The organism is Vibrio sp. 10N.261.55.A7 (assembly GCF_002877365.1).
Classification (GTDB): domain Bacteria; phylum Pseudomonadota; class Gammaproteobacteria; order Enterobacterales; family Vibrionaceae; genus Vibrio.
This window is the reverse complement of record NZ_MCWZ01000010.1, coordinates 1-4,834: the sequence shown is the minus strand read 5'-3', so window position 1 is coordinate 4,834 and position 4,834 is coordinate 1. Positions and strand designations below refer to the sequence as shown.

4 protein-coding genes are annotated in these 4,834 nt (G+C 44.9%); 2 read left to right on the top strand and 2 right to left on the bottom strand.

The genetic code is table 11. The annotated features are described in order from the left end of the window. The first annotated feature begins 178 nt into the window (after positions 1–178). Together ettA and BCU12_RS01215 are read left to right on the top strand one after the other, a co-directional pair. A complete protein-coding gene (gene ettA, locus BCU12_RS01220) occupies positions 179–1,846 on the top strand; it encodes an energy-dependent translational throttle protein EttA (RefSeq protein WP_102402588.1) in 1,668 nt (555 codons plus the stop codon). A gap of 219 nt (positions 1,847–2,065) precedes the next feature. Beyond that, a complete protein-coding gene (locus BCU12_RS01215; protein WP_102402587.1) occupies positions 2,066–2,440 on the top strand; it encodes a PilZ domain-containing protein in 375 nt (124 codons plus the stop codon). Between the two features lie 91 nt (positions 2,441–2,531). On the opposite strand, the gene tyrA is transcribed toward BCU12_RS01215, so the two are convergent. After that, positions 2,532–3,659 (bottom strand): bifunctional chorismate mutase/prephenate dehydrogenase, encoded by a 1,128-nt coding sequence (gene tyrA, locus BCU12_RS01210; protein ID WP_102402586.1) that lies wholly within the window; start codon positions 3,657–3,659, stop codon positions 2,532–2,534. A gap of 13 nt (positions 3,660–3,672) precedes the next feature. Beyond that, positions 3,673–4,746 (bottom strand): 3-deoxy-7-phosphoheptulonate synthase, encoded by a 1,074-nt coding sequence (locus BCU12_RS01205; RefSeq protein ID WP_102402585.1) that lies wholly within the window; start codon positions 4,744–4,746, stop codon positions 3,673–3,675. Positions 4,747–4,834: the final 88 nt, after the last annotated feature.

Here is a 4,834-nt window from a genome sequence, read left to right as displayed (position 1 = left end):
AAATACGACAAATTTATTTAAGTTTATCTAAAACCCTTTTTTCTGAGATGTCCAACGCTATTTTTTTAGGCTCTTATCCCTGATATTCTCCGGACAAAATCCATCTCATCAGTAACAAAAACACCTTAATTGGTATAAAATCACTTCTTTGTATCGATAAAATTAGGAACGCTCGGCAATGGCTGAATACGTATATACCATGTCTCGGGTTGGCAAAACTGTGCCACCGAAACGTCAGATTCTAAAAGACATCTCTCTTAGCTTTTTTCCTGGCGCCAAAATTGGTGTTTTAGGTCTTAATGGTTCAGGTAAATCAACCCTACTGCGCATCATGGCAGGCATTGATACCGACATTGATGGTGAAGCACGTGCACAGCAAGGCCTTAAAGTAGGTTACCTGCCGCAAGAACCTGTACTAGACGAATCTAAAACCGTTCGTGAAATCGTAGAAGAAGCGGTTTCTGACGTTGCAGACGCACTTAAGCGTATCGATGCGGTTTACGCTGCGTACGCAGAACCAGATGCAGACTTCGATGCACTTGCAAAAGAGCAAGGCGAACTAGAAGCTCTGATTCAAGCAAAAGATGGTCACAATCTAGAGACCGCTTTAGAGCGCGCAGCAGACGCTCTTCGCCTTCCTGAGTGGGATGCGAAAATTGAATTCCTATCGGGTGGTGAACGCCGCCGTGTTGCTATCTGTCGTCTACTTCTTGAAAAGCCTGACATGTTGCTTCTTGATGAACCAACTAACCACTTGGATGCGGAATCTGTTGCTTGGCTTGAGCATTTCCTCGTTGATTACAGTGGTACTGTTGTGGCAATTACCCATGACCGTTACTTCCTTGATAACGCAGCAGGTTGGATTCTTGAGCTCGACCGCGGTGAAGGTATTCCATGGCAAGGTAACTACACGTCTTGGCTAGAACAGAAAGACGAGCGTCTTAAGCAAGAAAAAGCGGGCGAAAGCGCTCGTCAAAAGACAATCGAGAAAGAACTTGAATGGGTTCGTCAAAACCCTAAAGGTCGTCAAGCTAAGTCTAAAGCTCGTATGGCTCGTTTTGAAGAACTGACGACAGGTCAATACCAAAAGCGTAACGAAACCAACGAACTGTTCATCCCGCCAGGTGAGCGTCTAGGTGACAAAGTGCTTGAAGTGAAGAATCTAACGAAGTCATTCGGTGATCGTGTTCTTATCGACGACCTATCGTTCAGCATGCCTAAGGGCGCGATCGTGGGTATCGTGGGTGCCAACGGCGCAGGTAAATCAACACTATTCAAGATGCTAAGCGGCGCAGAGCAACCAGACTCCGGTACGGTTGAACTAGGCGAAACAGTTAAGCTGGCTTCTGTTGATCAGTTCCGTGACAGCATGGACGATACCAAAACGGTATTCCAAGAGATCTCTGAAGGCGCTGATATCATTAAGATCAACAACTTCGAAATCCCAGCTCGTGCATACTGCTCTCGTTTTAACTTCAAGGGCAACGACCAACAGAAGATCATTGGTGAGCTATCTGGTGGTGAACGTAACCGTGTTCACTTAGCAAAACTGCTAAAGGCGGGCGGTAACGTACTGTTACTCGATGAGCCAACCAATGACCTAGACGTTGAAACACTGCGTGCACTAGAAGAAGCGCTTCTGGAATTCCCTGGCTGCGCAATGGTTATCTCGCATGACCGTTGGTTCCTAGACCGTATTGCTACTCACATTCTAGATTACCGCGACGAAGGCCAAGTCAACTTCTACGAAGGCAACTATACTGAATACAGTGAGTGGCTGAAGAAAACACTTGGTGCTCAAGCTGCAGAGCCTCACCGCATCAAGTACAAGCGTATCGCCAAATAGTGATCGATTAACTATTGGTATGTATATTCAAAGGCCACACTTATTTGTGGCCTTTTTGTTTTCTAACGGTGCATTTCCTATGTATATGGGAAAGTGTTTCTAAGAGCAGCAACACATTGATTGCCTAATATCTTTGCTATGCTAAACAGAGACTCAAATACAACCTCAGTTAGAACATGTCAGGCTTCCGTTTAAAGCCAGTAAGATAGAGAGATGACTATGATTGAAAAACGTCGCTTTTCGAGAGTGATTTATCGAGCACCCGCAGAAATATCGCAGGGCAAGCTTTCTGTTGCTTCGACGATTCAAGATCTCTCGCTACATGGCTTGCTGCTTAGTGCAGAGCCCAATTGCAGTGAACTCAACTTAGATGTGATGGCCGACATTCAGTTTTCGCTTCCCGAAAGCGACATCATTATTGAAATGGCCGTTAATATCATTGGTATCGAAAACAACATCGTTCGTGCCAGCATCGACCACATTGACATCGACAGTATCGGTCACCTGAAACGATTGATAGAACTTAATGTGGGTGATGACAGCTTGTTGCATCGAGATATTGAGCATCTGTCCGATCTGGGTGAACACATCTAAGCGACTTGCTCCGTTATTGTAAAAACGAAAAGAGCGACCTTAGTCGCTCTTTCTTTTTTACATTGATCATCTCAATAAAGAAGAATCAAACTCACCCGCGATGAATGGCGTCGTTCGCCTGTTTCAACAAATTCTGACTCTCATTCATGAACTGAGAAGAGTACTCTCCGAACCAATCACTCACTTCATTAAAGTTTTCGATAAAGGCTGTCTTATCTTTGCCTTCTAGAATACTTAACGCATCGCCAAAACACTGATGGAAACGCTTGATCATGTCGATGTTATCTTGAGATGAGAAGATGATATCGCCATACAAATTCGGGTCTTGACCAAACAAACGCCCAACCATCGCAAGCTCCAAGCGATAAATAGGCGAGCTCAGTTGAAGAAGTTGATCAATATTTGGGTTCTCTTTACTTAGGTGCAGGCCGTAGGCGAAAGAAGTAAAGTGTCGCAAGGCTTGAATCAACGTCATGCCATGATCATGCTCACTGGCGTCTATTTCGCACAGCGAAGCGCCCCAAATACCAAACTGTTTCAATAGCCACTGATAACTCTCTTCGCCACGCCCGTTACAGTAAACAATAACCTGTTTAGCTAGGCTTGGAACATCAGGGCCAAACATAGGGTGCAAACCAACAACCGGGCCTTGATGCACCTCCATCATGGTTTGTAACGGCTTGGATTTTATCGACGTCAAATCGCACAGAATGCAATCGTCTGGTAAGTTTGATAGCTTTTCAATGACGCCTTGAGTTAAGTGAATAGGAACGGTGACAACCACCAGCCCGGCGTTATCCAAGATTTCATCCGCTCTATCCCAGTCTTGACTGCCTAGAACCTTCACTTGGTAGCCAGACAACGTGAACATTCTTCCGAATAAACCACCTAGCTGGCCTTTACCACCAACAATGACGACAGAGCGCAATTCAGGGTTTAGGCATTTAAAGCCCGAGTCTTTTTCACTGGCGTAAGATTCTCGCATCGTTCGACGAAGAATATCTTCAATAAGCTGAGGTGGAACACCTTTCTTTTCCGCTTCTTCTCGGCGAGAAGCCAACATAGCCGCTTCTCTATCCGGAGCATAAATGGGCAGCCCATGCTCACTCTTCACTTCGCCCACTTTCTCAACCAGTGACAAGCGTTGTGCCAATAAATCCAGTATTTGTTTATCTACAACGTCAATTTGGTCACGCAACTCGTTTAACTCAACGGCCATGCTAATTCCTTTCCTATCCTTTCAAGCGGTTTTCCAAAAATGGCACTAACTCTATGTGCGTATGACGCAATAGTGCCTCAGTTGACTGCCAATTGATACACGCATCCGTAATCGAAATGCCGTACTGCATTTCACTGAGAGGCAAGTCTGAAGATTGATTACCTTCATTAATATGGCTTTCTATCATTAGGCCAATAATCGATTGATTGCCTTCACGAATTTGGTGAATAACATCTTCAGCCACGAGCGGCTGACGACGGTAATCTTTGCGCGAATTAGCATGACTGCAGTCGACCATAAGCGACGCATCAAGACCGAATTTCGCCATGTCTTGCTCACATTCTGTCACCGACACTGAATCGTAATTGGTTTGCTTACCACCACGTAAAATAACGTGGCCATTTGGGTTACCTTGAGTGGTCAGCAATGCCACCTGACCTTCACGGTTAATCCCCATAAAACGGTGTCCTGACGAGGCCGCTTGCATCGCATTAATCGCTGTAGAAAGGCTGCCATCAGTACCATTTTTAAAACCAATTGGCATAGACAGACCACTCGCCATTTCTCGGTGTGTCTGTGACTCAGTCGTTCGAGCACCAATCGCTGCCCAACTGAATGTATCGGCGAGGTACTGAGGGCTAATTGGGTCTAACGCTTCCGTCGCTAGAGGAATTTCCATCTCAGCCAACTCGACAAGCAGTTCACGACCAACATGAAGGCCATGCTCAATATCAAATGAGCCGTCTAGGTGAGGGTCATTGATTAAGCCTTTCCAGCCGACGGTTGTTCTTGGCTTTTCAAAGTAAACACGCATAACAATGTAGAGCTGATCACTCAGTTCTTCAGAGAGTTTTTTCAGGCGCTTTGCGTACTCTCGCGCGGCGTCAATGTCATGAATGGAACATGGGCCACAAACAATCAATATGCGGTGATCTTTTTTATGAATAATATTTGATATAGTCTGACGGGACTCTTGGATGAAACGACGAGCTTGATCGCTTAAAGGCAATTTCGCTTTTAGCTCTTCAGGTGTAATTAGGACCTGTTCGTCGGTAATGTTTACATTGCTCAATTCACTTTTCTGCATAACTTAATCCCGTATATTATTATTTACAGCTATCAGATAACTCAACCAAAAGCCTATAGAGCAACAAATTAACAGGATATTTTAATAT

What these genes read in the sequence shown, in the direction of transcription:
- ettA (WP_102402588.1), top strand. Translation starts at nt 179, where the DNA reads ATGGCTGAATACGTATATACCATGTCTCGGGTTGGCAAAACTGTGCCA.
- BCU12_RS01215 (WP_102402587.1), top strand. Translation starts at nt 2,066, where the DNA reads ATGATTGAAAAACGTCGCTTTTCGAGAGTGATTTATCGAGCACCCGCA.
- tyrA (WP_102402586.1), bottom strand. Translation starts at nt 3,659, where the DNA reads ATGGCCGTTGAGTTAAACGAGTTGCGTGACCAAATTGACGTTGTAGAT.
- BCU12_RS01205 (WP_102402585.1), bottom strand. Translation starts at nt 4,746, where the DNA reads ATGCAGAAAAGTGAATTGAGCAATGTAAACATTACCGACGAACAGGTC.